This is a genomic window from Kribbella sp. NPDC104740, assembly GCF_055583505.1.
Map to the genome: position 1 here is coordinate 639006 of NZ_JBVJNV010000004.1, position 26503 is coordinate 665508.

27 protein-coding genes and 1 pseudogene are annotated in these 26503 nt (G+C 70.8%); 18 read left to right on the top strand and 10 right to left on the bottom strand.

Features of this window, described 5'->3' with window-relative positions:
• The first annotated feature begins 4 nt into the window (after positions 1-4).
• The 4 genes from dapE (at position 5) to ACZ6Z4_RS24205 (ending at position 4113) form a co-directional block, all read left to right on the top strand.
• Positions 5-1060 (top strand): succinyl-diaminopimelate desuccinylase, encoded by a 1056-nt coding sequence (gene dapE / locus ACZ6Z4_RS24190; protein ID WP_465568718.1) that lies wholly within the window; start codon positions 5-7, stop codon positions 1058-1060.
• A 55-nt stretch (positions 1061-1115) separates the two neighbouring features.
• Positions 1116-1973, top strand: a complete 858-nt coding sequence (locus ACZ6Z4_RS24195; protein WP_465568723.1) for an LOG family protein — start codon at positions 1116-1118, stop codon at positions 1971-1973.
• Positions 1974-2194: 221 nt separating this feature from the next.
• A complete protein-coding gene (locus tag ACZ6Z4_RS24200; RefSeq protein ID WP_465569268.1) occupies positions 2195-3556 on the top strand; it encodes a DivIVA domain-containing protein in 1362 nt (453 codons plus the stop codon).
• On the top strand, positions 3553-4113 hold the full coding sequence (locus ACZ6Z4_RS24205; RefSeq protein WP_465568726.1) for a DNA-3-methyladenine glycosylase I: 561 nt from the start codon (positions 3553-3555) through the stop codon (positions 4111-4113). The genes ACZ6Z4_RS24200 and ACZ6Z4_RS24205 overlap by 4 nt, the downstream gene beginning before the upstream one ends.
• Position 4114: 1 nt before the next feature.
• Here the strand turns inward: ACZ6Z4_RS24205 and ACZ6Z4_RS24210 are convergent, their stop codons facing one another.
• From ACZ6Z4_RS24210 to ACZ6Z4_RS24220, 3 genes are all read right to left on the bottom strand, one after another.
• Positions 4115-4363, bottom strand: a complete 249-nt coding sequence (locus ACZ6Z4_RS24210; protein ID WP_465568729.1) for a hypothetical protein — start codon at positions 4361-4363, stop codon at positions 4115-4117.
• Between the two features lie 77 nt (positions 4364-4440).
• Positions 4441-5232 (bottom strand): enoyl-CoA hydratase/isomerase family protein, encoded by a 792-nt coding sequence (locus ACZ6Z4_RS24215; protein WP_465568732.1) that lies wholly within the window; start codon positions 5230-5232, stop codon positions 4441-4443.
• A 32-nt stretch (positions 5233-5264) separates the two neighbouring features.
• The gene (locus ACZ6Z4_RS24220; RefSeq protein WP_465568735.1) at positions 5265-6092 is read right to left on the bottom strand and encodes a PaaX family transcriptional regulator; all 828 of its coding nucleotides are present in this window, start codon (positions 6090-6092) and stop codon (positions 5265-5267) included.
• Positions 6093-6184: 92 nt separating this feature from the next.
• On the opposite strand from ACZ6Z4_RS24220, the gene ACZ6Z4_RS24225 reads away from it, so the two are divergent.
• Positions 6185-6352 (top strand): DUF3117 domain-containing protein, encoded by a 168-nt coding sequence (locus tag ACZ6Z4_RS24225; RefSeq protein ID WP_012923066.1) that lies wholly within the window; start codon positions 6185-6187, stop codon positions 6350-6352.
• Between the two features lie 161 nt (positions 6353-6513).
• Positions 6514-8031: a leucyl aminopeptidase family protein gene (locus ACZ6Z4_RS24230; RefSeq protein WP_465568742.1), complete on the top strand. Its 1518-nt coding sequence runs from the start codon at positions 6514-6516 to the stop codon at positions 8029-8031.
• Between the two features lie 87 nt (positions 8032-8118).
• On the opposite strand, the gene ACZ6Z4_RS24235 is transcribed toward ACZ6Z4_RS24230, so the two are convergent.
• The gene (locus ACZ6Z4_RS24235; RefSeq protein ID WP_465568744.1) at positions 8119-8988 is read right to left on the bottom strand and encodes an oxidoreductase; all 870 of its coding nucleotides are present in this window, start codon (positions 8986-8988) and stop codon (positions 8119-8121) included.
• 218 nt (positions 8989-9206) lie between these two features.
• On the opposite strand from ACZ6Z4_RS24235, the pseudogene ACZ6Z4_RS24240 reads away from it, so the two are divergent.
• Both ACZ6Z4_RS24240 and ACZ6Z4_RS24245 read left to right on the top strand, forming a co-directional pair.
• Positions 9207-9650: pseudogene (locus tag ACZ6Z4_RS24240) on the top strand (SDR family oxidoreductase); the annotation flags it as partial.
• A gap of 53 nt (positions 9651-9703) precedes the next feature.
• Positions 9704-10525, top strand: a complete 822-nt coding sequence (locus ACZ6Z4_RS24245; protein ID WP_465568747.1) for a helix-turn-helix domain-containing protein — start codon at positions 9704-9706, stop codon at positions 10523-10525.
• Here ACZ6Z4_RS24245 and ACZ6Z4_RS24250 read toward each other — a convergent pair.
• The 3 genes from ACZ6Z4_RS24250 to ACZ6Z4_RS24260 form a co-directional block, all read right to left on the bottom strand.
• On the bottom strand, positions 10506-11738 hold the full coding sequence (locus ACZ6Z4_RS24250; protein ID WP_465568750.1) for an alpha/beta hydrolase family protein: 1233 nt from the start codon (positions 11736-11738) through the stop codon (positions 10506-10508). The two genes, ACZ6Z4_RS24245 and ACZ6Z4_RS24250, sit on opposite strands and share 20 nt — an antisense overlap.
• A 72-nt stretch (positions 11739-11810) precedes the next feature.
• Positions 11811-12971, bottom strand: a complete 1161-nt coding sequence (gene glgA / locus ACZ6Z4_RS24255; protein ID WP_465568753.1) for a glycogen synthase — start codon at positions 12969-12971, stop codon at positions 11811-11813.
• A 15-nt stretch (positions 12972-12986) separates the two neighbouring features.
• The gene (locus ACZ6Z4_RS24260; RefSeq protein WP_465568756.1) at positions 12987-13517 is read right to left on the bottom strand and encodes a GNAT family N-acetyltransferase; all 531 of its coding nucleotides are present in this window, start codon (positions 13515-13517) and stop codon (positions 12987-12989) included.
• Positions 13518-13582: 65 nt separating this feature from the next.
• Between ACZ6Z4_RS24260 and glgC the strand changes: the two genes are divergently transcribed.
• The 8 genes from glgC to ACZ6Z4_RS24300 all read left to right on the top strand — a co-directional run bounded on the left by glgC (position 13583) and on the right by ACZ6Z4_RS24300 (position 21717).
• The gene (glgC, locus tag ACZ6Z4_RS24265) at positions 13583-14851 is read left to right on the top strand and encodes a glucose-1-phosphate adenylyltransferase (RefSeq protein WP_465568759.1); all 1269 of its coding nucleotides are present in this window, start codon (positions 13583-13585) and stop codon (positions 14849-14851) included.
• The gene (kynU, locus tag ACZ6Z4_RS24270) at positions 14848-16113 is read left to right on the top strand and encodes a kynureninase (protein ID WP_465568762.1); all 1266 of its coding nucleotides are present in this window, start codon (positions 14848-14850) and stop codon (positions 16111-16113) included. Before glgC ends, kynU begins: the two co-directional genes overlap by 4 nt.
• Positions 16114-16123: 10 nt before the next feature.
• Positions 16124-17431 carry an FAD-dependent oxidoreductase gene (locus ACZ6Z4_RS24275; protein WP_465568765.1) on the top strand — a complete coding sequence of 436 codons (1308 nt, stop codon included), beginning with the start codon at positions 16124-16126 and terminating at the stop codon, positions 17429-17431.
• Positions 17428-18933: a 2-hydroxymuconic semialdehyde dehydrogenase gene (locus ACZ6Z4_RS24280; RefSeq protein ID WP_465568768.1), complete on the top strand. Its 1506-nt coding sequence runs from the start codon at positions 17428-17430 to the stop codon at positions 18931-18933. The genes ACZ6Z4_RS24275 and ACZ6Z4_RS24280 overlap by 4 nt, the downstream gene beginning before the upstream one ends.
• A complete protein-coding gene (locus ACZ6Z4_RS24285; protein ID WP_465568771.1) occupies positions 18930-19337 on the top strand; it encodes a RidA family protein in 408 nt (135 codons plus the stop codon). The genes ACZ6Z4_RS24280 and ACZ6Z4_RS24285 overlap by 4 nt, the downstream gene beginning before the upstream one ends.
• A gap of 2 nt (positions 19338-19339) precedes the next feature.
• The gene (locus ACZ6Z4_RS24290) at positions 19340-19858 is read left to right on the top strand and encodes a 3-hydroxyanthranilate 3,4-dioxygenase (protein ID WP_465568774.1); all 519 of its coding nucleotides are present in this window, start codon (positions 19340-19342) and stop codon (positions 19856-19858) included.
• Between the two features lie 126 nt (positions 19859-19984).
• A complete protein-coding gene (locus ACZ6Z4_RS24295; RefSeq protein ID WP_465568777.1) occupies positions 19985-20980 on the top strand; it encodes an amidohydrolase family protein in 996 nt (331 codons plus the stop codon).
• A complete protein-coding gene (locus ACZ6Z4_RS24300; RefSeq protein WP_465568779.1) occupies positions 20977-21717 on the top strand; it encodes an alpha/beta hydrolase in 741 nt (246 codons plus the stop codon). The genes ACZ6Z4_RS24295 and ACZ6Z4_RS24300 overlap by 4 nt, the downstream gene beginning before the upstream one ends.
• Positions 21718-21819: 102 nt before the next feature.
• On the opposite strand, the gene ACZ6Z4_RS24305 is transcribed toward ACZ6Z4_RS24300, so the two are convergent.
• A complete protein-coding gene (locus ACZ6Z4_RS24305; protein WP_465568781.1) occupies positions 21820-22497 on the bottom strand; it encodes an O-methyltransferase in 678 nt (225 codons plus the stop codon).
• 155 nt (positions 22498-22652) lie between these two features.
• Complete coding sequence (locus tag ACZ6Z4_RS24310; RefSeq protein ID WP_363665225.1) at positions 22653-23435, bottom strand: DeoR/GlpR family DNA-binding transcription regulator; 783 nt, start codon at positions 23433-23435, stop codon at positions 22653-22655.
• A 101-nt stretch (positions 23436-23536) separates the two neighbouring features.
• On the opposite strand from ACZ6Z4_RS24310, the gene ACZ6Z4_RS24315 reads away from it, so the two are divergent.
• Positions 23537-24418 carry an SIS domain-containing protein gene (locus ACZ6Z4_RS24315; RefSeq protein ID WP_465568784.1) on the top strand — a complete coding sequence of 294 codons (882 nt, stop codon included), beginning with the start codon at positions 23537-23539 and terminating at the stop codon, positions 24416-24418.
• Positions 24419-24530: 112 nt separating this feature from the next.
• On the opposite strand, the gene ACZ6Z4_RS24320 is transcribed toward ACZ6Z4_RS24315, so the two are convergent.
• Complete coding sequence (locus tag ACZ6Z4_RS24320; protein WP_465568786.1) at positions 24531-25748, bottom strand: MFS transporter; 1218 nt, start codon at positions 25746-25748, stop codon at positions 24531-24533.
• A 67-nt stretch (positions 25749-25815) separates the two neighbouring features.
• Between ACZ6Z4_RS24320 and ACZ6Z4_RS24325 the strand changes: the two genes are divergently transcribed.
• Positions 25816-26355 (top strand): CGNR zinc finger domain-containing protein, encoded by a 540-nt coding sequence (locus tag ACZ6Z4_RS24325; protein WP_465568788.1) that lies wholly within the window; start codon positions 25816-25818, stop codon positions 26353-26355.
• The last annotated feature ends 148 nt before the right edge of the window (positions 26356-26503 follow it).

The following is a 26503-nucleotide window of genomic DNA, read 5'->3' on the forward strand; positions in this document are numbered from 1 at the left end:
CGACTTGCTGGACCTGACCCAATCCGGACCCGACCTCACCGCCGCGCTGGTCGACATCTCGTCGGTGAGCGGGACCGAGGAGCCGATCGCGGACGCGGTCGAGGCGGCGCTGTCGGCGTACGGGCATCTGAAGGTGTTCCGGCACGGCAACACCGTCGTCGCCCGGACCGACCTCGGGCGCGCCGAGCGGATCGTGATCGCCGGGCACCTCGACACCGTCCCGCTGAACGACAACCTGCCGGCGCGGCGCGCCGACGGGCTGATCCACGGGCTCGGCGCCTGCGACATGAAGGGCGGTGTCGCCGTCGGGCTCCGGCTGGCCGCGACGCTCGCCGAGCCGAACCGCGACGTCACCTACGTGTTCTACGACTGCGAAGAGGTCGAGTCCGAGCGGAACGGGCTGTTCAAGCTCTCCCAGTCCAACCCGGAGCTGCTCGACGGTGTGTTCGCGGTGGTGATGGAGCCGTCCAACGCGGTCGTCGAGGCCGGCTGCCAGGGCACGATGCGGATCGAGGTCACCACCCGCGGCGAACGCGCCCACTCGGCGCGCTCCTGGATGGGGTCGAACGCGATCCACGCCGCCGGCGAGGTGCTGGCGCGGCTGGCGGCGTACGAGCCGCGGCGGGTGCCGATCGACGGGCTGGAGTACCGCGAGGGGCTGAACGCGGTCGGGATCAGCGGCGGCGTCGCGGGCAACGTCGTACCGGACCTGTGCACGGTGACCGTCAACTACAGGTTCGCCCCGAACCGGACCGAGGCCGAGGCCGAGGCGCACCTGCGCGAGGTGTTCGCCGGGTACGACGTGGTCGTCACCGACACCGCGCCCGGCGGGCTGCCCGGGCTGCAGCGGCCGGCCGCGGCGGCGTTCCTCGAGGTCGTCGGGGGAGAGCCGCAGCCGAAGTTCGGGTGGACCGACGTGGCCCGCTTCACGCTGCTCGGCGTACCGGCGGTGAACTACGGGCCCGGTGACCCGCTGCTCGCGCACAAGCAGGAGGAGTACGTGCCGGAGGCCGAGATCGAGCAGTGTGAACAGCGGCTGAGGAGCTGGTTGACAGCCTGAGGCGATCGCGCCGTGGCGCCGCCGTGTCCTCGCGGGCCGCACTAACCTGGGTGGCATGACGGAATCGATTCACCCTGACCGCCCCCAGTCGCAGCAGCGGGGGCCGGTGGTCATGCGCCGCAACCAGGTGCAGCAGTCGACCTCCGAGCAGCGGCTGCTGGACAGCCGCGGCCCGTCGGACTGGGTGCACACCGACCCGTGGCGGGTGCTGCGGATCCAGTCCGAGTTCATCGAGGGCTTCGGCATGCTCGCCGAGCTCGGCGCCGCGATCAGCGTCTTCGGCTCGGCGCGGACGAAGCCGGACGACCCGATGTACGCCGCGGCCGAGTCGTTCGGGCGGAAGCTGGTCGGCGCCGGGTACGCGGTGATCACCGGCGGCGGGCCGGGCGTGATGGAGGCCGCGAACAAGGGCGCTTCGGAGGCCGGCGGGGTGTCGGTCGGGCTCGGGATCGAGCTGCCGTTCGAGAACGGGCTCAACGAGTGGGTCGACATCGGGATGAACTTCCGGTACTTCTTCACGCGGAAGACGATGTTCGTCAAGTACGCCCAGGGGTTCGTGGTGATGCCCGGTGGGTTCGGGACTTTGGACGAACTGTTCGAGGCGCTGACGCTGGCCCAGACGCGCAAGGTGACGTCGTTCCCGGTGGTGCTGTTCGGTACGTCGTACTGGGGTGGGCTGGCGGACTGGCTCCGCGACACCATGCTTGCCGACGGCAAGATCTCGGGGGCGGACCTGGACATGTTCACGATCACCGACGACGTCGACGAGGCGATCAGCTACATCGTCAAGGCGGGCGAGATGGCGGATGCGGCGGCGGAGGAAGCGGCTGCGGCCGCGGCTGCTGATGTGGCCGACAACCCCGAGGCGCGGGAGCGGCGGGCGCAGCACCGGCTCGGCTCCGACGGAAGCTGATCTCGACGCGCACCACTGATCGCGTTGCACCGACGTGCACCACTGATCAACGGGCCGGAACGCGTTGTCCGCCGGTGCGTTCAGGCGGGGGACTGTCGTCGGACTGCGCGTTGGTCAGTGGTGGGTGGTGAGGCAACTCCCGTGCTGACCGGGGTCTCGGCGGCGGAAACCCGCGGTGATTGTGCGCCGGTGCACCCCGGCGTGGCACGATCGGTCCCGTGATGTGGTTCTTCGGGCTCGTTGTCGTCGTCCTGATCGGTGCCGTCGCCGTCGTCGCCTCCGGGCGCTGGGGCGCGATGAGCCCTGCCTACGACGACCGGCCGGACGTCTCCGTCCCCGCCCGCCAGGCGCTGTCGTCCGACGACATCGCCACCACCCGCTTCGCGGTCACCGTCCGCGGCTACCGGATGGACGAGGTCGACGGCCTGCTCGAGCGCCTCGGCCGAGAGGTCGCCGAACGCGACCGCCGCATCGCCGACCTCGAGCGGGCGGTCACGCCGATCCTGCACGGACCGGAGGGTGCGGGCTTCGCGTCGCGAGCGGACTACGACCCGACGGACTTCGACGACACGGGTTACCAGAAGCCGATCCTCGTCGGAGGAGACTTCCCGGCCGGGGAGCCTGCGACCGAGGCTCAGCAGGCGCCCGCCGCCGCGCAGCCGCCCACCGCGGAGGCTGCCGCGGAGGCGCACTCCGCTCCCGCCGAGCAGCCGCAGACCGCCGAGCAGGTCGCCGCCCCGCCGGTAGCCGCCGAGGCGTACCCGTACGCCGCACCCGAGGCGCAGCAGCACGCAGCACCCGAGCCGCAGGCTGCCGCTGACACGCACACGTACGCCGAGCAGCCGCAGGGCGCTGACGCCCGCGAGTACGCCGCACCCGAGGTGCAGGCTGCCGACGTACAACCGGTGGATGCTCAAGGTCTTGAGGGACCGGTGCCGGAGCCGCAGGAAGATCCGTTGGCGCCGCCGCCCAACCCAGTGCTTCCGCCGGACCCAGTGCTTCCGCCGGAGCCCGAGGAGGAGCCGGTCCTCCCGCCGGATCCCGCGCTGCCGCCTGCGACACAGGCGAGCCCGTACGACTACCAGACGCGCCAGGTCGACGAGTACTCACCGACCCTGGACCAGCTCGGCGCCCAGGAGCCGACCACCCAGCAAGCGGCGCCCCAGGCGGAGGCTGAGCCGTGGTTCCAGCACGTGCCGCCGCCCGCGCCACCTCAGCCGGAGGAGCTGCCGCTGGAGGAGGGCAGCTGGCGCCCGACGAGCGGTACGACGGACGCCGACACGACTCCCGTCGAGCACGCGCCCACGGCGCAGGCGCCCGCCGGGGATGCATCGGCGGCGTCACCCGCTACCGGCGAGCTGCCGACCGGCGGGCGCGAGCTCGCTGACCAGGCCACCGAGGCAGATGCTGAGCCCGCGGCTGTAACTGACGCGGATGTCGCGCCGGCGGGGTCCGATGCTCCGGTGGCCGGCGCACCTAAGGCTGACAGCTTGGGTGGTGCTGCGGACGACACGGCGGCAACCGAAGCCCCCCGCGGGCGCCACAGCGCCGGGCCGGGTGTGGTCGGGCGTTCCAACCGGTGAGTGTTCTCGGGGCGGACGGGCTGGCTCGGTGTGACTGGGCTGTCTCGGCGCCGGAGTACGTCGCCTATCACGACGACGAGTGGGGGAAGGAGATCCGGGACGACCGGGGGCTGTTCGAGCGGATGACGCTCGAGGGGTTTCAGTCTGGGCTGTCGTGGATCACGATCTTGCGGAAGCGGGAGAACTTCCGGAAGGCGTTCGCCGGGTTCGATCCGGTGCAGGTCGCGGCGTACGGGGAAGAGGACCGTGCGCGGCTGATGAGTGATGTGGGGATCGTCAGGAACCGGTTGAAGGTGAATGCGGCGATCACCAACGCTCGGGCGTTGCTGGAGTTGAACGAGGGGGAGCTGACCGAGTTTCTCTGGTCATTCCAGCCGGAGAAACAAACAGCACCGAAGACGATCGGGGACGTGCCGGCGACCACGCCGGAGTCCGTGGCGATGGCGAAGGGGCTGAAGAAGAAGGGGTTCGTCTTCGTCGGCCCCACCACGAGTTACGCGTTGATGCAGGCGACCGGGATCGTCAACGATCACCTCGTCGACTGCATCGCCCGCTGAGTCACTCCCCGACGTCGGTCCCGAACGCGACGTCCCGCGCGGCGTCGAAGGCCGGCGCGTCCGGGTGGGCGTGCGGCTGGCCGAGGTCGGTGTCCAGGTCGAACGCCGCCGACTCCTCGGCCTCGGCCACGTCGTCGGCTGCCGAGCGGCCGTCGGCCGCCGGGCGACCGTCGGACGTGCCGCCGTCCGAAGGTGACGCCGGCGTCCGGTGCGGGTGCGGCAGGTGCAGGTGGTGCGGGCGCTCGGTCATCCGCGGGCTCCTCGGGGTCGGCTGCGACAGAAACGCGTGATCGTACGCAGCCGACCCTGAACAGCAGGTGAACGCGGCTACCGGCCCTCGAAGGTCGGCTTCTGCTTGGCGACGAAGGAGGCGACGGCGTTGCGGTGGTCGGCGGTGCTGCCGGTGGACTGCATCTTGCCGGCCTCGAAGGCGAGGGTCTCGGCGAGCGAGTGCGAGGCGCCGTACGCGAGGGACTGGCGGACACCGGCGTACGCCTGCGTCGGCCCGTTGGCCAGCTTGGTGGCGAGATCGGCGGTTGCGGAGTCGAGGTCGGCAGCAGGGACCACCGAAGTGGCGAGCCCCAGCGTCAGCGCCTCGGCGGCGGGGATCGTCCGCGGGAAGTAGAGCAGCTCGGTCGCCTTCGCCTGGCCGATCAGCCGCGGCAGTGTCCACGAGATCCCCGTGTCGCAGGACAGCGCGATACCGGTGAACGCGAAGTTGAAGCCCGCGGTGTCCGCGACCACCCGGAAGTCGCACGCGAACGCCATCGACGCCCCGGCGCCCGCGGCGACGCCGTTCAGCGAGGCGATCACCGGCTTCGGCATCTCGGCGAGTGCCAGCGCGATCGGCGCGTAGTGGTCGGGGACCGTCGACCAGAGCGCGTCCATGTCGTTGGCCTCGAGCAGCCCGATGTGCTCCTTCAGGTCCTGCCCGACGCAGAACGCCCGGCCGGTCCCGGTCAGGACGACGCACCGGACGGCGTCGTCCTCGGCCGCGGCGCGGACGGTGTCGCGGAGCGCGACCTTGGTGGCGGTGTCCAGCGAGTTCATCGCGTCCGGCCGGTTCAGCCGGATGGTGCCGATCCCGTCGGTCACGTCGTACACCACAGAGTCACTCATCGTCGCGGGCTCCCAACACTCGGTGAGAAAGATCAATGAACGGTCAGGCAGTTGTCCACGAAACGCCCGGCCGCGTGGCCCAGCCGGGCCGCGTGAAAATCGAAGAACTCGGCGGCCCGCGCACCGGCCCAGCCGGCCGGCAGCAGCTCGGCCGGCAGGCCCGGGTCGACGAACAGGAACTTGCGCCACTCGTGCACCAGCTCAGACCGTACGGCGAACGCCTGCTCGTCGCTCACCTCGCCCTCGGCGCGGGCCAGCAACGCCTTCGCGTCGACCAGCCAGGCGTCGTACGCGGCACCCAGCTCGTCCAGCTTCCAGACCCGCCGGGCGAACTCGACCGCGTCGTTGTCGACCGGGGCCCGGAACCGGTCCGCGGCGATCCCCTCGGCGGCCAGGATCTGGTCGACCTCGGTGTCGTGGCGCAGCCCGACCCAGGCGCCGTCGGACAGCGGAGCCCAACCCAGGAAGGAAAGTTGGCTCACCAGCTGCTCGCGACGGCGCGCGTTCGGGACCTCACGCAGGATGCACAGGTGCCAGTGCCGGTCCCACCGTCCGGTGGCTGCCGGTACGGCGTCCGGCCCGTCGGCGAACTGGTCGTCGGGGTCGGTCCGGTAGATCCGGACGGCGGCGTCGTCGAGGCGGCGACGCGCCCGGGAGGTGAGCGCGTAGCCGGGCTGGCCGTCGGCCCGGACCGGCTCCAGCCAGCCCTGCCGGACCATCCGCGACACGGCGGTCCGGACCGCCGGCGGCTGGACGCCCAGCGGCGCGAGCAGCCGGACCAGCGCGGCCACCGGGGCCCGCGCGCCGCGGGCACGCAGGTGGTCGCCGTACAGGTCGAAGAGGGCAGATCGGGCGTGCACGAGACCTGAGTCTGCCGTATGGTGCGCGCCTTCGCCCCTGGAATCGGGGATAATGGGTCCCGGTACATCCGGATGAGGGAAGAGGTGCGCGCATGGCGGCCATGAAGCCGCGGACGGGCGATGGCCCGCTCGAGGTCACCAAGGAGGGCCGGGGCATCGTGATGCGGGTCCCGCTCGAGGGCGGCGGCCGGCTCGTCGTGGAGCTGAACGCCGATGAGGCGACCGAGCTGGGGAACGCGCTCAAGGCCGTTGTCGGCTGATGTGATCCTCACGGGGTGACGCCACGCGCACCCTGATTCAACCGGTAACAACCCCGGTGGCTGCCTGGACCAGGCACCCGCCGGGGTTGTTACTTCTGCTCCAGAAGTAAAGTCGCGGACGTAACAACCGGGTAGTTCGATCAAATCCAGTGAGGTCTCCTGTGGCTCGCCGTAGCGCCAAGTTCGTCTTCCCGACCCTGCCGGCCGTCGCCTGGCAGCCCGGGCTCCCTGTGCACGGCGCCCCCAGCTGGGTCGTCGTGGTCGGCGAGGCCGGTCTGCCGGCCGCCGCGAAGGAGGCCGGCGAGCGGCTCGGGGTCGACCTGGACCGGCTGCTCGAGGTGCAGCGCGACACCGGCTTCAGTACGGCGGCCGGCGCCACCGCGGCGTACCCGCTGCTGTCCGGCGACGTGACCGAGGTGCTGCTGGTCGGCGCCGGTGCCGGTACGCCGACCGAGCTGCGCCAGGCCGGCGCTGCGGTCGCCCGGTTCGGCCGCGGCAAGGACGAGCTCACCACACTGGTTGCCGAAGGCATCGATGTCGACGGGCTGCAGGCGTTCGCCGAGGGCGTCGTGCTCGGCTCGTTCACGTTCCACCGCAAGACCGTCGACCCCGGCCTGCCGGTGGCCGGCCGGATCCTGCTGACCGACGGCACCGACGCCGACCGGTCGGCCGCGATCGAGCGCGGCCTGGTGGTCGGCCGGACCGGCTGGCTGGCCCGCCAGTTCGCGACCACGCCGTCGAACGAGAAGGACCCGGCCTGGCTGGCCGCACGCGCCACCGAGCTGGCCGCGCACGGCGGGCTCGAGGTGACGGTCTGGGACGAGAAGCAGCTGGCCGCCGACGGCTTCGGCGGGATCCTCGCGGTCGGCGCCGGGTCGGTCCGGCCGCCGCGGCTGATCCGGATCGACTACACGCCGGACGGCGCGACGAAGGACACGCCGTACGTCGTGCTGGTCGGCAAGGGCATCACCTACGACACCGGCGGCCTGTCGCTGAAGCCGCGCGAGTCGATGGTGTCGATGAAGCGCGACATGACCGGCGGTGGCTCGGTGATCGCGACCATGTCGGCGCTGCGTGAGCTGGGCGCGCGGGTCCGGGTGACCGGGCTGGTCTGCGCGGCCGAGAACATGCCGTCGGGCACGGCGTACCGGCCGGACGACGTGATCCGGCACTACGGCGGCCGGACCACCGAGGTGAAGAACACCGATGCCGAGGGCCGGCTGGTGCTCGCCGACGGGCTCGCGTACGCGGTGAACGAGCTGCAGCCCGACGCGATCGTCGACATCGCGACGCTGACCGGCGCGATCAAGGTCTCGCTCGGCTCGATGCTGTACGGCGGCCTGTTCGCGACCGACGACGCGCTGGCTGGTCAGCTGGCCGCGGCCGGCGAGGTCTCGGGCGAGCGGCTGTGGCGGATGCCGCTGCCCGCGGAGTACGCCGACCTGATCTCGACGCCGGTCGCCGACTCGGTGAACAGCTCGAAGGGACCGGGGTCGATCACCGCCGCGCTGTTCCTGAAGAACTTCGCCGGCGACGTCCCGTGGGCGCACCTCGACCTGTCGAGCATCGCGGAGTCGCCGCGGGACGAGTACGAGTACTCGCTCGGCTCGACCGGCGCCGGCGCTCGGTTGCTGACCACCTGGCTCACGTCGGACGAGCCGCTCGCCGGGATCGTCTGAGTCTGGCGGACGCCCACCACCCACTAACCTCGGCCTCTTCGCCCTCGTCACGCTCAGCTGTGGACCCTCAGGGGCTCGCGGCGGAGGTTAGTGGGTGGTGGGCGTCGGCCCGCCGATCGCATCCAGCTCGGCGATCGCGTCGGCGGGCAGGACCAGGTCGGCCGCCGCGACGTTCTCGCGCAGGTGCGCGACCGATGACGTGCCGGGGATGACGACGCTGGTCGCCGAGCGCTGCAGCAGCCAGGCCAGCGCGACCTGCTGCGGCGTCGCGTCGAGACGCTCGGCGACGGCGGTCAGCGTGCCGGACTGCAGGGGCGTGAAGCCGCCGAGCGGGAAGTACGACGCGAACGCGATGTTCTCCCGGGCGCAGATCTCGACCAGGTAGTCGTCGCGGCGGTGCGCCAGGTTGTACAGGTTCTGCACCGTGACGACCGGCGCGATCGCCTGCGCCTCCGCGAGCTGTACGCCGGTGACGCCGCTCAGCCCGAGGTGCCGGATCAGGCCCTCCTTCTGCAGCTCGGCCAGTGCGCCGAACTGCTCGGCGACCGACTCGTCGTCGGTCTCGTTGTTGTCGCCCGCGCGCAGGTTGACGACGTCGAGCACGTCCAGGCCGAGATGCTCCAGGTTCTCGTGCACCTGCGCCTTCAGGTCCTGCGGCTCGCGGGACCTGATCCAGCTGCCGTCCGCGCCGCGGCGGGCGCCGACCTTGGTGACGATCCGCAGGTCCGCGGGGTAGGGGTGCAGGGCTTCCTTGATCAGCTCGTTGGTGACGAACGGGCCGTAGAAGTCGCTGGTGTCGAGGTGGGTGATCCCGAGCTCGACGGCGGTGCGCAGGACGGCGATCGCCTGGTCGTGGTCCTTCGGCGGACCGAACACGCCGGGCCCGGCGAGCTGCATCGCGCCGTACCCCATCCGGGTGATGGTCAGGTCGTCGGCGAGCTTCAGGGTGCTGTTCATGCGGGGTGCCTTTCGGGGAGAGGTGCTTCACCGTCCACTTTCCGCCGGGCGTGGGCGCGCTGGGAGTACCCAGGTGTTCCTGGGAGTGCGAGGACCACCGTGTAATATTTTGTGGACGAGATAGTCCTCTTTTGGTTGGAGTGAAGTGATGGCGGCACCTGCGGCTTTGATCACCGGCGGAACGAGCGGGATCGGGAGGGCGACCGCGGAGCTGCTTCGACGACGCCTTCGCCGTGAACACCAAGGGGCAGTACTTCACGCTCGTGAAGGCGCTGCCGCTGCTGGTCGACGGTGCTTCGATCGTCGTCACCGCGGGGATCGGGGCCAGTCGGGCGCTGACCGGTAACAGCATCACGGCGGGCTCGCGGGGTGCGTTGCTGACGATGATTCCGACGCTGGCCTTGGAGCTGGCGCCTCGGCGGATCCGGATCAACGCGGTGAGCCCGGGTTACACCGACACCCCGATGTTGCGCTCGACGCCTGGGATGACGCAGGAGGAGGTCGAGGAGATGCTCGCGGGGATGGCTGCCAACACGCCGTTCGGTCGTCTGGGGACGCCGGAGGACGCTGCCGAGACGATCGCGTTCCTGGCCTCGGACGGCGCTGCTTATGTCACCGGGCAGGAGATCCTGGTGGCAGGAGGCGCAGGCCTGGCCGTCTGACGGGGGGACGCGGGTGCCGGGGCCGGCGGGTCGACTGCGGTTACCGTGGAGGCATGGAGCGTAATCCGCTGGGAGCCTTCCTTCGGGCGCGGCGGGAGCTGGTTCGGCCGGAGGACGTGGGACTGCGCGGTGGGGGACTGCGGCGGGTGCCTGGGTTGCGGCGGGAAGAAGTCGCGCTGCTCGCCGGGATCAGTTCCGACTACTACCTACGGCTCGAGCAGGGGCGGGATCGGCATCCTTCGGTGCAGGTGCTGGACGCGTTGGCTGACGTGTTGCAGCTGGACGCCGACGCCCGGGCCTACCTGCGGGAGCTGACGCGGGAGCGGTCGCGGGGCGAGGGGACGGCGCGGCGGGAGCAGGTGCCGGTGAGCATGGTGCAGCTGATCGACGGGTGGGCGACTAACCCGGCGTACGTGCAGAATCGGCTGACCGACGTGCTCGCGGTGAACTCGTTGATGGCGGCGATCTCGCCCAGCTACACGCCCGGGGTGAACCTGCTGCGCGCCGTGGTGCTCGACCCGGCGGAGCGGGAGCTCCGGCGGGATTGGGAGGAGACGGTCGAGGAAGGCGTCGCGAGTCTGCGTGCGCATGTCGGCGCGGAGGTCGACGACCCGCGCTTGGTCGAGCTGGTGGATGAGCTGTCGGCGAAGAGCGAGCTGTTCCGGCGGCTGTGGGCCGAGCACGTCGTACGGCCGAAGCGTGGGCGGGTCAGCCGGCTGCGGCATCCGGTGGTGGGGGATCTGGAGCTGACGTCGACAAAGCTCGTGGTGAGCGGCGACGAGGATCTGATCCTGGTGGTCTTCCACGCGGAGGCCGGCAGCCGGAGCGCCGAGTTGCTGGGGAGCCTGGGGAGTCTTACGACGCCCACCGGCTGAACGTGCGAACGATCTTCGGGTACGCCGCCATCGCCGTGCCGAAGTGGTCGACGTCGCCCATCGAGTGCACACGGGCGTTGAGAGTCGTCGCGCACGAGTCCGCGTTGGCGGCGACGACGTCGGTGTCCTTGGTGCCGGTGTAGAGGTGCACGGGCACGGGGGAGGTCCAGTCGAGGCAGATCTGGTCGGCCTCGCGGAGCGCCTGGCGGAAGCGCCCGGTCGGGTGCTGGAGCTTCGCCAGGAAGGCCGGCGTGAACAGTTTCGCGGGCGCGTCGGGGAGCGAGGTGAAGATCTCCTCGTCGGAGTGCGTGCCGTCGAACAGGTCCTCGACGATCGGCGCGTACTTCGGCCGGAACGCGTCGCGGGGATGGTCGTAGAGGCCGACGGTCCGGTCCCAGGCCGTGACGAAGTACGCGAGGTAGAGGGTCGCCACGTGCGGCTCGACGCGGCCGTCGAAGACCGCGGGGAGCTCGACGTCCAGCAGGTCGTACGGACCGGAGACGGCGTGGGCCGCGCCGAGGCGGAACGGGCCGGCCTCGCCGCGGGTCAGCGCCCGGGCGACACCGAGGGTCGCGCGGCCGCCCTGGGAGAAGCCGGTGACGAGGACGTCGCGCTTCAGGACCACGCCGTGCTGCGCCGCGAAAGTACGGGCCGCGAGCAACAGGTCGACCGACGCGCTGGTCTCCGAGCGGGTGTCGATGTACGGGTGCTGGCCGGGGCCGAGCCCGAGGCCGAGGTAGTCGGGCGCGACGGCGGCCAGGCCGCTGCCGGCGAACAGCGCGGTGATCAGCGCGTCGGTGGAGTCCGGGTCGACCGACGGCGCGTACGCCTTGGTGCCCATCGTGCCGTGCAGGTACTCGGCGACGGTCAGCGCGCCGTGCTTCCCGTCGGGCAGTACGACGAGCCCGCTGGCGGTGGTCGGGCGGCCCCAGGGGTCGACGGTCCGGTAGATCACCCGGTACGCCGTGACGTCGTACCGGGACTTCGGTGAGCCGAGGAAGCCGGTGTCAGCGGCGGCCTTGTCGAGGTCGGCCGCCGACAGCCGGGCGACCGGCACAGCGGAGACCAGCGAGCCTCGCTGGACGTGAACGCTGCTGACCGCAGCTTGGGAGAGCGTGGGCTGACTGACGGCGGCGTACGCCGACAAGGGCGCCGCGAGCAGCGCGGCGGTGGCGAGGGTGGCGGCGACGGTCTTGCGGGCACGGGATCTCATGTCACCAGCCAACCCCCGCGCGGCCGCGCGGAGGATGGGGATGGCCCTACACCTCTGGTGGGGTTTCCTCTACTACTGCCCGAGCAGCGAGCGGTACAGGGCGACCGTCCGGTCCGCGACCGCGTCCCAGCCGAACTCGGACACCGCGCGCTCGCGACCGGCCTTGCCCATCGCCTCGGCCTTGGCCGGGTTGGCGACCAGGTCGTTGATGCCCTCGGCGAGCTGCCGCTCGAAGGCCAGCACGTCGTTCTCGTCGTACCGGACCAGCGTGCCGGTGACGCCGTCGTCGACGACCTCCGGGATGCCGCCGACCGCGCTCGCGACGACGGCGGTCTCGCAGGCCATCGCCTCCAGGTTCACGATGCCGAGCGGTTCGTAGACCGACGGGCAGCAGAACGCCAGCGCGTGCGTGAGCACCTGCCGGACGTCCTCACGCGGCAGCATCTCCGAGACCACGAAGACGCCGTCGCGGGCGGCCTTCAGCTCGTCGATCAGGCCGTCGGTCTCTGCCTTCAGCTCGGGCGTGTCAGCGGCTCCGGCGAGCAGCACGAGCTGCACCGACGGGTCGAGCTGCAGCCCGGCGCGGAGCAGGTGCGGAACGCCCTTCTGCCGGGTGATCCGGCCGACGAAGGTGACGTACGGCCGGCTCCGGTCGACGCCGAGCCGGTCGAGCACGTGCGTGGCCGGGTCCGGGTGGTAGAAGTCGGCGTCGATCCCGTTCGAGATCACGTGGACCTTCGCCGGGTCGATCGTCGGGTAGCACTCGAGCACGTCGTCGCGCATGCCCCGGCTGACCGCCACGACGGCGTCCGCGGCCTCGTACGCCGTCCGCTCGGCCCAGCTCGACAGCCGGTAGCCGCCGCCGAGCTGCTCGGCCTTCCACGGCCGCCGCGGCTCCAGCGAGTGCGCGGTCACCACGTGCGGTACGCCGTACAGCAGCTTGGCCCAGTGGCCGGCCATGTTCGCGTACCAGGTGTGGGAGTGCACCAGGTCGCTGCCGCCGACCCCGGCGGTCATCGTCAGGTCCGTGGACAGCACCCGGAGCGCGGAGTTCGCGCCGGCGATCCGGGCGTCGTCCTCGGAGTGCGCGGTCGCGCCGGCCCGGGGCTCGCCCATGCAGTGCACGTCGACGTCGACCAGGCGGCGCAGCTCGCGGACCAGGAAGTCCACGTGCACACCGGCCCCGCCGTACACGTCCGGAGGGTACTCACGTGTCAGGATGCCGACCTTCATGGACCCGACCATAGATCAGGAAACGCGGGTGGGCACCCAGAAACGCAGCTTGCCGTGGCGCTCGTCCTCGAGCTCGCCGCCGGCCGCCTCGATCACCCGGCGGGACGCGTCGTGGCCGGTGTCGCAGGTGAGCAGCGCCGGGTCGATGCCGAGGCCGGCGGCGACCGGGAGGGACTCGGCGAGCATCCGGGTGGCGTGCCCCTGCCGCCGGGCCGAGGGGCGTACGACGTACCCGATGTGGCCGCCGAGCTCGAGCAGCGGCGGGGTCAGCTCGTGTCGGACCGAGAGGCGGCCGAGCCACTCGTCGCCCTCGACGTACCAGAGCACGGTCTGGTGGACCAGGCCGGGCGGCAGCTCGGTGGACTCGTCGGCCTCGGTCCTGATCGCCGCGACCAGCCGCGCGAACTGCGCCGGATCCTCGGCCTGCGCACGACTCCAGGTCTCGTCGACGGCCTCCGCGCCCATCCACCGTTCGTCCTCGATCTCGTCCCACGCGGCGAGGAACGATCGGTGAACGGCAGTGGTGGGTTCGGTGAGGGTCGGCATGTACTCAGTGTGGCGACACTCGCAAGCGTCTTATGCGACCGGGGATCCACGGCTAAGGTGCGGACATGGCGAAGGCACCCAGAATTCTCGGAATCGTGCTGGCCGGCGGCGAGGGCAAGCGGCTGATGCCGCTGACGGCGGACCGGGCCAAACCGGCGGTGCCGTTCGGCGGCAGCTATCGCCTGATCGACTTCGTGCTGTCCAACCTGGTCAACGCCGGGATCCGCAGTCTGTGCGTGCTGACCCAGTACAAGTCGCACTCGCTCGACCGCCACGTCACGCTGACCTGGCGGATGTCGACGTTCCTCGGCAACTACGTGACCTGCGTCCCGGCCCAGCAGCGGCTCGGCCCGCAGTGGTACCAGGGCAGCGCGGACGCGATCTACCAGTCGATGAACCTGATCAACGACGCCAAGCCGGACATCATCGTGGTCTTCGGCGCCGACCACGTGTACCGGATGGACGCCTCGCAGATGGTCGCCGACCACATCGCCCGCGGCAACGGCGTGACGGTCGCCGGGATCCGGGTGCCGCGCGCCGAGGCGAGCGAGTTCGGGGTGATCAAGACCGCCGACGACGGGCACACGATCGCGGAGTTCCTGGAGAAGCCGGCCGACCCGCCGGGCCTGCCGGACTCCCCGGACGAGACCTTCGCCTCGATGGGCAACTACGTGTTCTCCGCCGACGTGCTGGTCGAGGCGCTGCGCAAGGACGCGGCCAACCCGGCGTCCCGGCACGACATGGGCGGCGACATCGTCCCGATGCTGGTTGCCGAGGGCAAGGCCGGCGTCTACGACTTCAAGGACAACGACGTACCGGGCGCGCTCGACCGGGACCGCTCGTACTGGCGCGACGTCGGGTCGCTGGACTCGTACCACGAGGCGCACATGGACCTGGTCTCGATCCAGCCGGTCTTCAACCTGTACAACTCCGACTGGCCGATCTTCACCTCGCACCCGCAGCTGCCGGGCGCGAAGTTCACCGACCACGCGACGGTCAGCGAGTCGATCATCTGCCAGGGCTCGATCGTGACCGGTGCGGTCGTCGACCACTCGGTGCTCGGCTCGAACGTGATCGTCGCCGCCGGCGCGCACGTCGAGCGGGCGGTGATCATGGACAACTGCAAGATCGGCGCCGGTGCGGTGCTGAAGAACGTGATCCTGGACAAGAACGTCGAGGTGCCGCCGGGGGTGGAGATCGGGGTCGATCCGGACCACGACCGGGCGCGGGGGTTCACCGTGTCCAAGGGCGGGGTCACCGTGCTCGGCAAGGGGCAGGTGGTGGACCCGCCGGCCGCTGTCGCCGAGCCCGCGGACGAGGCCGCCGAGGCGTGAGCGCGGAGGCTGAGGCACTCGAGCTGGACGCGGCGGACCCCGGTTACCGTGAGCTGTTCGACGTACCACCGGTGGACGGTGGGCCCTATCCAGACGTCGCGTACTTCGCCGGCAACTCGCTCGGGCTCAGGCCGAAGGCGACGCGCGTCGAACTGCTCGCCGACCTCGACTCCTGGGCCGCTCTCGGAGTCGAGGGCCACCTGGACGCCGAGCGCCCTTGGCTGCCGTACCACGAGCTGCTGACCGGACCGGCCGCTCGCCTGGTCGGCGCGCTGCCCAGCGAGACCGTGGTGATGAACTCGCTGACCGTCAACCTGCACCTGCTGATGGTCTCGTTCTACCGCCCGGCTGCCGAGCGCTTCCGGATCGTCATCGAGGACTCGGCCTTTCCGTCCGACAGTTACGCCGTACGGTCGCAGGCGCGCTTCCACGGGCTCGATCCCGACGACGCGATCGTGCGGCTGCGGCCGCGCGACGGCGAGGACACGCTGCGCACCGAGGACGTGATCGCCCAGCTCGGCGCCGACACCGCGCTGGTGCTGCTCGGCGGCGTGAACTACCTGACCGGCGAGCTGATGGACATCCCCGCGATCACCGCCGCCGGTCACGCGGCGGGTGCGGTCGTCGGCTGGGACCTGGCCCATGCCGCGGGCAACGTTCCCCTGCAGCTGCACGACTGGGACGTGGACTTCGCCGCCTGGTGCTCGTACAAATACCTGAACTCCGGGCCGGGCGCGCTCGCCGGCGCCTTCGTCCACGAGCGGCACCACGGCGGCGACCGGCCGCGGTTCGAGGGCTGGTGGAGCACCGAGCCGGCCACCCGGTTCGAGATGGCGCCGGAGTCGCGGCCGCCGCGCTCGGCCGACGCCTGGCAGGTGTCGAACCCACCGATCTTCGCGATGAGCCCGGTGCGGACGTCGTACGAGCTGTTCGACAAGGTCGGTCTCGACGTCCTGCGTGAGCGCAGTCTGCGGCTGACGGCGTACCTGGAACGGCTGCTCGACGGGGTGACCCCGGCGCGGCCACTGGAGGTGATCACGCCGAAAGATCCTGCGCGGCGTGGGGCCCAGCTGTCGGTGCGCGTCGGTGGCGGGCTGCGGGCGGGGGAGCTGTGCAAGACGCTCCGCTTCGAGTACGGCGTGATCGCCGACGCGCGCGAGCCGGACGTCGTACGGCTGGCTCCGGTGCCGTTGTACTCGCTCTACCACGACTGCTGGCGTGCCGCGGAGGCCCTGGCAGCCGCCGTACCCGAGACTGCCTGACGGAGGCCAGATGACTGTCGCGATCGTTGGTGCCGGGCTGACGGGCAGTCTGCTCGCCTGCTTCCTGGCCCGGCGCGGGCTGTCCGTGACCCTGTACGAGCGGCGCCCCGATCCCCGGACCGGTGGCGCCGAGCGCGGGCGGTCGATCAACCTGGCGATCTCCGAACGCGGCCTGGACGCGCTGCGCCGGATCGGGCTGGACGACGAGGTGATGGCCGACGCGCTGCCGATGAAGGGCCGGATGATCCACCCGGTCGACGGGCCGCTGGACTTCCAGGCCTACAGCGCGGGGCAGGACCGGGCGATCAACTCGATCAGCCGGGGCGCGCTGAACAACGCGCTGCTGGACGCCGCCGAGAAGGCGCCGGGGGTGTCGGTGGTGTTCGAGCACCGGTTGGTGTCGCTCGACTCGCAGGGCGGGGTGATGGGCTTCGAGACGCCTTCCGGTGTGGTGCAGGTGGTGGCGGACGTCGTACTGGGTGCTGATGGCGCCGGGTCCGCCGTGCGCGGGCAGCTCGTCGGGGACGGGTCGATCGTCGACGACGTGGACTTCCTGGACTACGGGTACAAGGAGCTGTCGATCCCGCCCGTGGACGGTGAGTTCGCGCTGGATCCGGGCGCGCTGCACATCTGGCCGCGCGGTACGTCGATGATGATCGCGCTGCCGAACCCGGACAAGTCCTTCACCTGCACGCTGTTCTGGCCCGCGGGATCGTTCGACGCGCTGACCACACCGGCGCTGATCATCGGGTACTTCGGTGAGCACTACCCGGATCTGTTGCCATTGGCCCCTTCCTTGGTGGACGACTACCTGCACAACCCGGTCGGGGTGCTCGGGACCGTGCACACGCACCCCTGGCAGGCGCACGGCCGGACCGCGCTGATCGGCGACGCCGCGCACGCGATCGTGCCGTTCTACGGGCAGGGCGCGAACTGCGCCTTCGAGGACGTGGTCGCGCTCGACCGCTGCCTGGACGAGACCGGTGGGTCGTGGGCGCGGGCGCTGCCGTTGTTCGAGGCGCGGCGCCGCGACAACACCGAGGCGATCGCGGAGATGGCGCTGGCGAACTTCGTGGAGATGCGGGACAAGGTGTCGTCGCCGGTCTTCCGGCTGGGAAAGCGCTTCGAGCACGCTGTCGAGCGGTTGCTGCCGGGGCGCTACGTGTCTCGCTACGAGTTGGTGAGTTTCACGACGACGCCGTACGCCGAGGTGCGGAAGCGGGTGCGGCGGCAGCATCAGGCGCTCGGGGCCGGCGTCGTCGTCGGTCTCGGTGCTGTGGGCGTGCTGGCTCGGGCGCTGCGTCGGAGGTCGCGATGACGACCTTGTGGCGCTCCGAGCTGCTGACCGGGGTCGTCAGTGAGCCCGGGCTGCTGCGCAACTTCGTGAACGGCGAGTTCGTCGAGAGTACGTCGACGTTCGCCAAGCGCAGCCCGGTGACGGGCGCGCACATCTTCGACGTGTGCGAGGCCGACGCCGCGACCGTGGACGCGGCCGTCGGGGCTGCTTCCGCCGCGCTGAAAGGCCCCTGGGGCCGGATGAGCGAGCAGGACCGCGCCGTCGTACTGCGCCGCGTCGCCGACGAGCTGGAGCGGCGCTTCGACGACCTGGTCGCGGCCGAGGTCGGCGACACCGGCAAGTCGATCAGCCAAGCCCGGACGCTCGACATCCCGCGCGGCGCGGCGAACTTCCGGGCCTTCGCGGACTTCGCGACGACGACGCCGACCGAGTCCTACACGACCACGCTGCCCGACGGCCGGCGCGCGCTGAACTACGCCGTCCGCAAGCCCGCCGGGGTCGTCGCGATCATCGTGCCCTGGAACCTGCCGCTGCTGCTGCTCACCTGGAAGGTCGCGCCGGCGCTTGCCTGCGGCAACACGGTGGTGGTGAAGCCGTCCGAGGAGACGCCCGCGTCGGCGACCGTGCTCGCCGAGGTGATGGCGGCGGCCGGCGTACCGGAGGGGGTGTTCAACCTCGTGCACGGCTTCGGGCCGTCGTCGGCGGGGGAGTTCCTGACCACCCATCCCGGCGTCGACGCGATCACGTTCACCGGCGAGTCCGCGACCGGCTCCGCGATCGCCAAGGCCGCGGCCGACGGCGTCAAGGCGGTCTCCTTCGAGCTCGGCGGCAAGAACGCCGGACTGGTCTTCGCCGACGCCGACCTGGACGCGGCGATCGACGGCTCGGTCCGCTCGGTCTTCACCAACGGCGGCCAGGTCTGCCTGTGCACCGAACGCCTGTACGTCGAGCGCCCGGTCTACGACGAGTTCTGCGAACGCCTGGCCGCCCGCGCCGAGGCGCTGACCTTCGGCTGGCCGTCCGACGAGGCGACCGTGAACATGCCGCTGATCTCGCACGACCACCGCGCGAAGGTGCTCTCGTACTACGACCTGGCCCGCGCCGAGGGCGCCACGGTGCTGGCCGGCGGCGGCGTACCGGCGTTCGGTGACAGTCGCGACAACGGTTGCTACGTGCAACCGACGGTCGTCACCGGACTGCCCGCGGAGTCGCGGACGAACACCGAGGAGGTGTTCGGGCCGATCTGCCACATCGCGCCGTTCGACGCCGAGGACGAGGCGTTCGCCCTGGCCAACAACAGCAAGTATGGGCTGGCGGCAACGGTTTGGACGCGGGACGTCGGGCGGGCGCACCGGGCCGGAGCGGCGCTGGACGTCGGGCTGGTCTGGGTGAACACCTGGTTCCTGCGCGACCTGCGGACGCCGTTCGGTGGTCTCAAGTTGTCCGGTCTCGGCCGCGAAGGCGGGACCCACTCGGTGGACTTCTACTCCGAGCTCACCAACGTCTGCGTGGAGCTGTCATGACCGTCGTACCTGGAAAAGCCGTTCCGCGGGGGCGGTTCCCGCACGTGAAGGTCTCCGGTGGCTTCGCTTTCGTGTCCGGGACGTCGAGCCGGTTGCCGGACAACACGATCGCGGGCGCGTCGGTGGATTCGCTGGGGACGACGGCGCTGGACATCCGGGTGCAGACGCGCGCTGTGCTGGAGAACATCCGGGACATCCTGGAATCGGTCGGCGCCGGGCTGGAGGACCTGGTCAGCGTCACGGCGTACCTGGTGTCGATGAACGACTTCGGCGGGTACAACGAGGTGTACGGCGAGTTCTTCGACGAGACCGGGCCGGCTCGTACGACGGTGGCTGTGCACCAACTGCCGCATCCCCATCTGTTGATCGAAATCCAAGCTGTAGCGGCGATCCCGAGGAGCTGACGATGGTCAATCTGGAGTCGACGAACTTCCCCGACTGGGTCGAGGAGAACAAGCACCTGCTCAAGCCGCCGGTCGGCAACAAGCAGATGTTCCCGACCGGCGACGACTTCATCACAATGGTGGTCGGCGGGCCGAACCAGCGCACCGACTTCCACGTCGACCCGTACGAGGAGTTCTTCTACCAGATCTCCGGGCAGCTCCGCGTCAACGTGATGACCGAGGACGGCCCCGCGACGGTCGAGGTGAACGCCGGCGAGATGTGGGTGCTGCCGCGCAACATGCCACACTCCCCGCAGCGCGGCCCGGAGTCGATCGGCCTGGTCATCGAACGCGTCCGCGAACCCGGCGTCCTGGAGAAGTTCCGCTGGTACTGCGCCAACTGCAACGCCGTCGTCCACGAGGTAGAGCTCCAGGTCACCGACATCGTCGAGGACCTCCCACCGGTCTTCAAAGCCTTCTACGACAGCGAGGATGCCCGCACCTGCCCGTCCTGCGGCACGCTGCACCCGGGCAAGGCGTGATGCGCGGGGCGCTGAGCGCGCTCCGCTCATCGGCCGCGCGCACTCACGCTCTTCAACCGGCCGCCGCTGCCTCAGCCCCAGACCACCTCTCCGGCCGCATGGCCGCCGACCTCCGCCGGTGACCCGATGACGATCGATGTCCATACCCACCTGGTCCCCAAAGGCTGGCCCGACCTGGCCGAGGCCTGCGGCGGCACCGGGTGGCCCTGGCTGCGGATCGACTCCGAGCGGGCCGCCATGATCATGGTCGGCGAGACCGAGTTCCGGCCGGTCGGGCCGCAGGCGTGGGACACCGGCGTACGGCGTACCGACATGGATGCCGACGGCATCGATCTCCAGGTGGTCTCACCGACACCGGTGTTCTTCGGCTACGACCGGCCCGCCGACCAGGCGGCCAAGCTGGCGCGGATCTTCAACGACCGGATGCTGGAGACCCTCGACGGCGACGAACGCTTCGTGCCGTTCTGCCAGGTCCCGTTGCAGGACCCGGACGCAGCTTGCGCCGAGCTCGATCGCTGCCTGGACGCCGGGCACGCCGGCGTCGAGATCGGCAACCACGTCGGCGACCAGGACCTCGACGACGCCGGGATCGTTGCCTTCCTCACCCATTGTGCCGAGGTCGGGGCGCCGGTGCTGGTGCACCCGTGGGACATGCCGGGCGGCCCGCGGCTGGACCGCTGGATGGCGCGCTGGCTGACCGGGATGCCCGCGGAGACCCATCTCTCGGTGCTGGCGATGATTCTCGGCGGCGCCTTCGACCGGCTGCCTTCGGAGCTGCGGATCTGTTTCGCGCACGGCGGCGGCAGCTTCCCGTTCTGGGTCGGCCGCCTGGACAACGCCTGGCGCCGGCGCGGCGAGATCGTCCGCGGCGCGTCGATGCATGCCCCGAGCCACTATCTGGACCGCTTCTTTGTCGATACCGTGGTGTTCGACGAGGCCCCGCTGCGACTGCTGGTCGAGACGCTGGGTGAGGACCGGGTGCTGGTCGGCAGCGACTACCCCTACCCGTTGGGTGAGCGCCCGGCCGGGGAGGTGGTGCGCAAGGCCGGTTTCCTGTCCGACGAGCAGCGGCACAAGCTGCTGACGACGAACGCGACGCGTTACCTGGGGAGGCCCGGATGACCGAGGACCGCTCGGTGCTGTCCCGCGAGAGCCGGGAGCCCGACGAGCAGCTGCGGTACGGCGAGGACGCCGACCACGTCGTCGACGTCTGGCACGCCAAGGAGTACCGCCCGGCGGTCGTCTTCGTGCACGGCGGCTTCTGGCGTCCGGAGTACGACCGGGTGCACGCCCGACCGCTCGGCGAGGCCCTGGCCGCCGAGGGCTGGCCGGTCGCGTCGATCGAGTACCGCCGCGTCCCCGGGCACCCCGATCTCACCACGAACGACATCCGCGAGGCCCTGGACCGCCTCCCGCGCCTGATGGACCTGCACGCCGGCTACGTCCTCGTCGGCCACTCCGCCGGCGGCCACCTGGCCCTGTGGGCCGCCGCCACCCTCAACCCGGTCCAGCTCCGCGGCGTCGTCGCCCTGGCCCCCGTCGCCGACCTCCTCCTCGCCGACCAGCTCTGGCTCGACGACGGCGCCGTACAGGCCTTCATCAGCTCCGGCGTCCGCAACGACCTGGACCCGACCCACCTCCCGGCCCCGATCGCCCCGGTAGCCCTCATCCACGGCACCGCCGACAAACGCGTCCCACTGTCGATCTCGGAGTCCTACTTCACCGCCCACCCCACAGCCCGCCTGGACCGCCTCGAGGGCGTCGGCCACTACGAGCTGATCGACCCGTTGACCGAGGCCTGGCACACGGTGACGAACGAAATCACCCGCTTCACGGGCCACGCAGAGCCGACTGGCTGACCGTCGGCCCGGTCATGCAGGCGGGACCTTGAACACCAAGCAGGGACTTCGAACAAGAAATAACCTGTCCGAGGTCGCCATCAGGTGTTCAAGGTACCGAAATCACTCCGCGCGCTTGACCGCGGCCAACAGGCCGTCGCCGCACGGGAGCAGGGCGGAGACCAGGTCGTCGTCGTCGCGGATGGCTCGGATCAGGTCGCGGACGGCGGTGGTGTCGGGGTCGCGGTGGGACGGGTCGGCGACGCGGCCGCCGTGCAGGGCGTTGTCGAAGGCGACGACGCCGCCGGGGCGGAGCAGGCGCAGGGCCTCGTGCAGGTACGCCGTGTACTCGCGCTTGTCGGCGTCGCAGAAGACCAGGTCGTAGTGGCCGTCGGTGAGGCGGGTGACGACGTCCAGGGCGGAGCCGGCGATCAGGCGGAAGCGGTTCGCGGGGACGCCGGCGTCCAGGAAGGTCTTGCGGGCCAGGCGCTGGTTCTCGGCGTCGATGTCGACCGTGGTCAGCGTGCCGTCGGGGCGCATCCCGCGCAGCAGCGCGAGGCCGGAGACGCCCGTACCGGTGCCGATCTCGACCACCGACTTGGCGCCGACGGCGGCGGCCAGGACGCTCAGCGCGGAGGCGGCACCGGGGCCGATCGCGGACACCCCGCTGTCGGTGGCGCTCGCCCGGGCACCGGCGACCGTGTCGGTCTCACCGGTGTAGTCCTCGGCGTACGCCCAGGACGCGGGGTCGATGCCGGTGGCGATGATGCCCTCCCAATGTCTCGCCGCTGCAGTCCTCATCCGTCGAAAGCCTAGCGCCCTGGGGTCCTGGTTCCGTGTCTCCCGCGCTGGGACTGCGCAGTCTTGCTCATTACACTGCCACGGCAATCAGATATGATCGTGCTGACGAGTCAGAGATCACCCCTGGGAGGTGGCGCGTGCGGACGATCGACCGGTCAGGACCGGATCACGTCGATGCCGGCCTCCTTGAAGACCGCGAGTTGCGACTCGTCGGCCTGGGCGTCGGTGACGAGGGTGTCGATCTCGCTCAGCTCGCAGATCCGCGCGAAGGCGCGCTGCCCGAGCTTGCTGGAGTCGGCGACCACGACCACCTTGGCGGCCCGGCTGACGATCAGCTGGTTGATGTTCGCCTCGCCCTCGTGGTGGGCGGTGGCGCCGGTCTCGTCGATACCGTCGACGCCGATGAAGGCGATGTCCAGCGACAGGTCGGCCAGGATCCGGTGCGACAGCGGCCCGATCATCTCGTACGACTGCGGCCGCGCCACACCACCGGTGAGCACCATCTTCACGTGCGGCCGGACGATCAGCTCGTTGGCGATGTTCAGCGCGTTGGTGACGAGGGTGAAGGCCGGCTCGCCGTGCTCGGCCGACAGCTCCGGCCGGGTCGCCAGCGTGCGCGCCACCTCCGAGATCGTGGTGCCGCCGTTCATGCCGATCACCATGCCGCGGCGGACCAGGGTGGCCGCGGCCTGCGCGATCCGCTGCTTCTCCGACGCGAAACGCGCAGTTTTGTAGCGCAGCGGCAGGTCGTAGGAGACCGCGTTGGCGACCGCGCCGCCGCGGGTCCGGGTGAGGAGCTGCTGCTTGCCCAAGTGGTCCAGGTCGCGGCGAATGGTCGCGGCGGACACGTGCAGCTGGTCGGCGAGCTCGTCGACGTCGATCGCGCCCTTTTCGGCCAGCGATTCGAGCAACGTGTTCAGCCGTTCATAACGCTTCACCCGGGGCTCCTCCTTTACACAATCGGTCAGCCGGGTGGCTGCCGGTTGGCACCATTCGATCACGTTCGAGCAGTTTCGACCATTACATCTCCGGAGACGACATGACCGACACCCCGTTCGTGAGCACCGAGATCGCCACCCAGCCGGCCCTGTGGCGACAGGTCGCGGCCGGTTTCGCGCAGTACGGTGGCGCACTCCCGCAGTCCGGTCAACGGGTCGCGGCGGTGGGCTGCGGCACGTCCTGGTTCATGGCGATGGCGTACGCCGCGCTGCGCGAGGACCTCGGCCAGGGCGAGACCGACGCGTTCGCCGGCTCCGAGTTCGCCTTCGACCGCTCGTACGACGCGATCGTCGTGATCAGCCGGTCCGGTACGACGACCGAGGTGCTCGACCTGATCCGCCGTACGTCGGTCCCGACGATCGCGATCACCGCGACGCCCGGTTCGCCGATCGTCGAGCTGGCCGACCACACGATCATGCTCGACTTCGCCGACGAGCAGTCCGTCGTCCAGACCCGCTTCGCGACCACGACGCTGGCGCTGCTGCGGGCGTCGCTCGGGCAGGACCTGACCCAGGCCGCGGCGGACGCCGAGACCGCGTTGACGATCGACGTCGACGAGCTGGCCAAGCTGGAGCAGGTGAGCTACCTCGGGACGCGCTGGACGATCGGGCTGGCGCACGAGGCCGGGCTGAAGCAGCGCGAGGCGGCGTCGGCGTGGACCGAGGCGTACCCGGCGATGGACTACCGGCACGGCCCGATCGCGATCGCGCAGCCGGGGCGTGGGGTGTGGCTGTTCGGCGAGACGCCGGAGGGGCTGCTCGACGACATCGCGGCGACCGGCGCCACGATCGTCCACCACGCCGACCTCGATCCGATGGCGTCGCTCGTCGTCGCCCAGCGAGTGGCGGTCGCCAAGTCGCTGGCGCTGGGTCTGAACCCGGACCAGCCGCGCAGCCTGAGCCGCTCGGTCATCCTCGACTGAGCCGGCCCTCGCCATGGATCGCACCCTTCACCGGGGACAGCACCTCTCACCGGGGACCGCACTTTGTGCACCGGTCAGCCAGGAATCGACCTCAGAAATGGCTGAACCGTGCTCAAAGTGCGGTCGAGTGAGGAGTGTGTGTGGCGGCCTCTCGTGGCGTGGACAGTCGGCCGATGCCTGCGGCGGCGAGTAGCGAGATGGCGACGGCCAGGAGCGCCGCGTGGGTGCCGACGACCGGGACCAGCAGTCCGCCGGCGGCCTGGCCGAGGGCGGCGGCGCCGACGCGGAGGCTGGCGGCCGTCGTACTGACTCGGCCTTGTAGGGCGACGGGGGAGTACTGCTGGCGGGCGGCGAACATGGCCGGGAGCATCGGGCCTTCGAACAGACCGGTCGCTGCGGCCAGCACGAGCAGGACGGGGAACGTCGTCGCCAGCGGCCAGGTGGTCATCGCCAGGCCGTAGGCGGCGACGGCGACCATCACCACCAGTTCCGGCCGCCAGCGGGTCTGCAGGCGGCCCAGGAGTACCGCGGTGGTGACGCTGCCGAGCTCCAGGGCGGTCCAGAGGTAGCCGGCGCTGGAGAGGGGAGCGCCGAGGGCGGTCATGTGTAGCGGCAGCGTGATCAGCAGGACGCCGACGGAGCCCATCAGCATCGTGCTGGTGATCGTGGAGGCCCGCAGCCGCGGGGTGCGGGCCAGGTGGGCGAGACCGCTGACCACCGAGGCCAGGAAGGGCTCGCGCTCGTCCGTAGCGAGTGCGGCCGGCAGAGCTGGGAGCCGGGCGATGGCGAAGATGCTGAGCGTCGCGGTGACGGCGATGACGACCACAGCGGCTTCCACAGAGACAGTGGCCGCGATGGTCGCCGCTGCGGCCGGTCCGGTGATAGTGGCTGCGCCGAAGCTCGCCGCCTCCCAGCTGTTCGCCTTCGGGAGCAGGTGACTCGGCACCAGTGACGGCAGCATGCTGGTGAAGCCTCCGCTGACCATCGGAAGGGTCACACCGGCCACGGCAGCGAGCGCCGGAGTCGTCCAGGCTGGGCTGTGTCCGGCTGTGAAGAGCAGGCTCAGCATCACCAGCCCGAGCACAGCCTGGTTCAGGCCGAGTGCTGTACGCCGGGCTGCTGTTCGGTCGAGCCAGGTCCCCAGCAGTGGACCGGAGATGACCGCGGGCAGCGCGTAGGCCGCACCGGTGAGCCCGGCGAGCGCCGGTCTGTCGGTGCGCTCCAGCACCAGCAGAACGAGCGTGAAGGCCACCATCTCGTCACCGAGTCGCGCCAGCGTGGCCGCGGGGTAGTAGGCCCGGAGCGCCGGAACGCCGAGCAGTTCTCGCATCGATCACTCCTGTAACGCATTACGGGTGGTTACGCGTTACGCTAACAAAGCCGTTACGATGGCGCCAATGGAAAGTTTGCTGACGCCCGACCGGCTCGTCGGGATCGCCGTCGACCTGGTCAACACCCGGACGCTCGAGCCGGAGCGGTTGACGAGGCCGGCCGATGTCCGGCGCTTCCTGCTCGATCACGGCGAGCCGGAACCGGTCCGGATCAGCGAGGCCGACCTGGCCGAGGTGCGCGAGATCCGTGAGCTGATCCGGCCGGTCTTCCACGCCGAGCCGGCCGAGGCGGCGCGGATCCTCAACGAGCTGCTCGCGCAGTACGCCGTACGGCCGTATCTGTCGGACCACGACGGTTCGCCGTGGCACCTGCACGTCTCGAAACCAGACGCGTCGTGGGCCGAGTGGCTGGCGGCCGGTACGGCGCTGGGCCTGTCCGGCTTCGCGGCCGGACACGGGTTCGAGGCGATCGGGGTGTGCGCGGCGGGCGACTGCGAACGGGTGTTCGTGAACCCGGCGGCCAAGCGGCCGCGCAGGTTCTGCACGCCGACCTGCGCGAGCCGCACCCGCGTCGCCACCCACCGGGCCCGCCGCGCCGGGAGGTAGACCTGCGGTGCCGGGGCGTGGGCCTGCGGTGGCGGGACGTGGACCTCGCCGCGCCGAGAGATGAACGCTCCGGGAGACAGCTGCGCCGCGAGACAGGCGCGCCGGACGTAGCCGCACCGGGACGTGGGTCCTGCGGTGCCGGGTGTAC

What these genes read in the sequence shown, in the direction of transcription:
- ACZ6Z4_RS24195 (WP_465568723.1), top strand. Translation starts at nt 1,116, where the DNA reads ATGACGGAATCGATTCACCCTGACCGCCCCCAGTCGCAGCAGCGGGGG.
- ACZ6Z4_RS24200 (WP_465569268.1), top strand. Translation starts at nt 2,195, where the DNA reads ATGTGGTTCTTCGGGCTCGTTGTCGTCGTCCTGATCGGTGCCGTCGCC.
- ACZ6Z4_RS24210 (WP_465568729.1), bottom strand. Translation starts at nt 4,363, where the DNA reads ATGACCGAGCGCCCGCACCACCTGCACCTGCCGCACCCGCACCGGACG.
- ACZ6Z4_RS24215 (WP_465568732.1), bottom strand. Translation starts at nt 5,232, where the DNA reads ATGAGTGACTCTGTGGTGTACGACGTGACCGACGGGATCGGCACCATC.
- ACZ6Z4_RS24225 (WP_012923066.1), top strand. Translation starts at nt 6,185, where the DNA reads ATGGCGGCCATGAAGCCGCGGACGGGCGATGGCCCGCTCGAGGTCACC.
- ACZ6Z4_RS24235 (WP_465568744.1), bottom strand. Translation starts at nt 8,988, where the DNA reads ATGAACAGCACCCTGAAGCTCGCCGACGACCTGACCATCACCCGGATG.
- ACZ6Z4_RS24245 (WP_465568747.1), top strand. Translation starts at nt 9,704, where the DNA reads ATGGAGCGTAATCCGCTGGGAGCCTTCCTTCGGGCGCGGCGGGAGCTG.
- ACZ6Z4_RS24250 (WP_465568750.1), bottom strand. Translation starts at nt 11,738, where the DNA reads ATGAGATCCCGTGCCCGCAAGACCGTCGCCGCCACCCTCGCCACCGCC.
- glgA (WP_465568753.1), bottom strand. Translation starts at nt 12,971, where the DNA reads ATGAAGGTCGGCATCCTGACACGTGAGTACCCTCCGGACGTGTACGGC.
- ACZ6Z4_RS24260 (WP_465568756.1), bottom strand. Translation starts at nt 13,517, where the DNA reads ATGCCGACCCTCACCGAACCCACCACTGCCGTTCACCGATCGTTCCTC.
- glgC (WP_465568759.1), top strand. Translation starts at nt 13,583, where the DNA reads ATGGCGAAGGCACCCAGAATTCTCGGAATCGTGCTGGCCGGCGGCGAG.
- ACZ6Z4_RS24275 (WP_465568765.1), top strand. Translation starts at nt 16,124, where the DNA reads ATGACTGTCGCGATCGTTGGTGCCGGGCTGACGGGCAGTCTGCTCGCC.
- ACZ6Z4_RS24280 (WP_465568768.1), top strand. Translation starts at nt 17,428, where the DNA reads ATGACGACCTTGTGGCGCTCCGAGCTGCTGACCGGGGTCGTCAGTGAG.
- ACZ6Z4_RS24285 (WP_465568771.1), top strand. Translation starts at nt 18,930, where the DNA reads ATGACCGTCGTACCTGGAAAAGCCGTTCCGCGGGGGCGGTTCCCGCAC.
- ACZ6Z4_RS24290 (WP_465568774.1), top strand. Translation starts at nt 19,340, where the DNA reads ATGGTCAATCTGGAGTCGACGAACTTCCCCGACTGGGTCGAGGAGAAC.
- ACZ6Z4_RS24295 (WP_465568777.1), top strand. Translation starts at nt 19,985, where the DNA reads ATGACGATCGATGTCCATACCCACCTGGTCCCCAAAGGCTGGCCCGAC.
- ACZ6Z4_RS24300 (WP_465568779.1), top strand. Translation starts at nt 20,977, where the DNA reads ATGACCGAGGACCGCTCGGTGCTGTCCCGCGAGAGCCGGGAGCCCGAC.
- ACZ6Z4_RS24305 (WP_465568781.1), bottom strand. Translation starts at nt 22,497, where the DNA reads ATGAGGACTGCAGCGGCGAGACATTGGGAGGGCATCATCGCCACCGGC.
- ACZ6Z4_RS24315 (WP_465568784.1), top strand. Translation starts at nt 23,537, where the DNA reads ATGACCGACACCCCGTTCGTGAGCACCGAGATCGCCACCCAGCCGGCC.
- ACZ6Z4_RS24320 (WP_465568786.1), bottom strand. Translation starts at nt 25,748, where the DNA reads ATGCGAGAACTGCTCGGCGTTCCGGCGCTCCGGGCCTACTACCCCGCG.
- ACZ6Z4_RS24325 (WP_465568788.1), top strand. Translation starts at nt 25,816, where the DNA reads ATGGAAAGTTTGCTGACGCCCGACCGGCTCGTCGGGATCGCCGTCGAC.